The following is a 1,554-nucleotide window of genomic DNA, read 5'->3' as shown; positions in this document are numbered from 1 at the left end:
TCTAGCGCCGATGGTAGTTGGGACCTTGTCCCTGTGAGAGTAGGACGTCGCCAAGCAACCTTAAGACGAGTCAGAATGACTCGTCTTTTTTGTGTTTTTACATATTATTGCAAGTTTTACTAGATGTCTTATCGATTGAGAAAACAATACGGAATAAATCAGTTATACTATTGAAGAGAAAATATACCTTAATGAAACAATATGTATGAAAAGGGATTAGTGTTTTCTTTATAGCTTATTGGAAATTGAAGTTACAAACATATTCAACAAGGGAAAAATACATAATATATCTTTTTGAATGGGTGTGGAGATTTATGAAAGAGATAAGTATGTTACTGGTAGCGATTATACTATGGGGAGTAGCGATTGCTCCAACAAAATGGGCGTTAGAGTCCATTCAACCATTCACCTTATTATTTCTTCGTCTTTGCTTTGCTGGTGGGATATGTTTATTGTTTTCTTTTCAGCAGTTACGAAAAAATATTATTAATGGGGATGTTCCGTGGAAACGGATAAGTGTATTATCTTTTACTGGTGTGGCAGGATACTTTATGTTTACCTCATATGGAATTTCTTTAACGAGTGGATTGCATGTTAGTATTATTGATGCTGCTTTACCGTTAGTTACGATAATCTTTTCGGCGTTATTTTTAAAAGAAAAGATTCAGTTAAACTATTGGATTGGGATTATATTAGGTTTTATTGGAGTAATATGTATTACTATTCCATCTGGTAACAATAATCAAAGTGCTTCTCTAGTTGGAGATATGCTTATTTTATTAAGTACTTTTTTATTTGCCTTTTATACAATATTATTAAAAAGGCCAAAACAAGAAAAAAATCTATCAAATGAAGTGTTTACAACATTAACATTAATCATAGGGGCAATTATTCTATTCCCCTTTGCGGTTATTGAAACTTTTTACAATGGTCTACCTCAAATAGATACATGGAAGGCTGGGCTTAGTTTTACGTATCTTGTTGTTTGTGCAACAATCCTATCTTATTGGTTTTGGAATAAGGCATTAGAAAGAGTTACGGCATCAGTAAGTGGGTTATATTTAAATGCTCTACCACTTATAAGTATTATTGCTTCGATTAGTTTATTAAATGAATCCTTAACATGGAAAACTTTAATAGGTGGGGTGCTAGTTTTATGTGGAGTTATATGGGCCGATCAAGAAAAGCTACGTGTTCTAATAAAATCTGTAGATCGAAAAACTAAGGAAGATAGAAAGTATAAAACATATTAATACAGAAATGTAAAAAGAGGATGTGTGATTCATTGAATGCGACATCCTCTTTTTATTTGCTATAGTTATCGGTCTATCAGCAGGTTTTTTTGAAGAGGTTACTGGCTTTATTGCAATGCGCTTTTTTATGAAACAACGTGATTGGCAGTCTGAATTTTTATTCGGAGCAAGGCTATTTATCATTTCCCGACAGAAAACTCCCACCTCAAGGAATGGGTAGGACATGGTTCAATGAGTAGGTGGGAGATGAATGGCGGTTAGGTAAAATCCTAATATTTCTCCTTGTGGAAGAGTTAGGATG

Annotated in this window: 1 protein-coding gene and 1 pseudogene; both read left to right on the top strand. The window is 33.7% G+C overall.

Annotated elements, in window-relative coordinates; translation table 11 throughout:
* The first annotated feature begins 314 nt into the window (after positions 1 to 314).
* Positions 315 to 1,253, top strand: coding sequence for a DMT family transporter (locus BLV40_RS27745; RefSeq protein ID WP_090695856.1), 939 nt, complete (start codon positions 315 to 317; stop codon positions 1,251 to 1,253).
* Between the two features lie 43 nt (positions 1,254 to 1,296).
* Positions 1,297 to 1,422, top strand: a pseudogene (locus BLV40_RS27740) (YhfC family glutamic-type intramembrane protease); the annotation flags it as partial.
* Positions 1,423 to 1,554 lie beyond the last annotated feature (132 nt).

It is taken from the genome of Bacillus sp. 166amftsu, assembly GCF_900107445.1.
Lineage (GTDB): Bacteria > Bacillota > Bacilli > Bacillales > Bacillaceae_G > Bacillus_A > Bacillus_A arachidis.
The sequence above is the reverse complement of the archived record's forward strand: the minus strand, read 5'-3'. Positions and strand labels throughout refer to the sequence as shown.

Bases quoted from the DNA above. Each gene is read 5' to 3' on its own strand.
- BLV40_RS27745 (WP_090695856.1), top strand. From the start codon at position 315: ATGAAAGAGATAAGTATGTTACTGGTAGCGATTATACTATGGGGAGTA.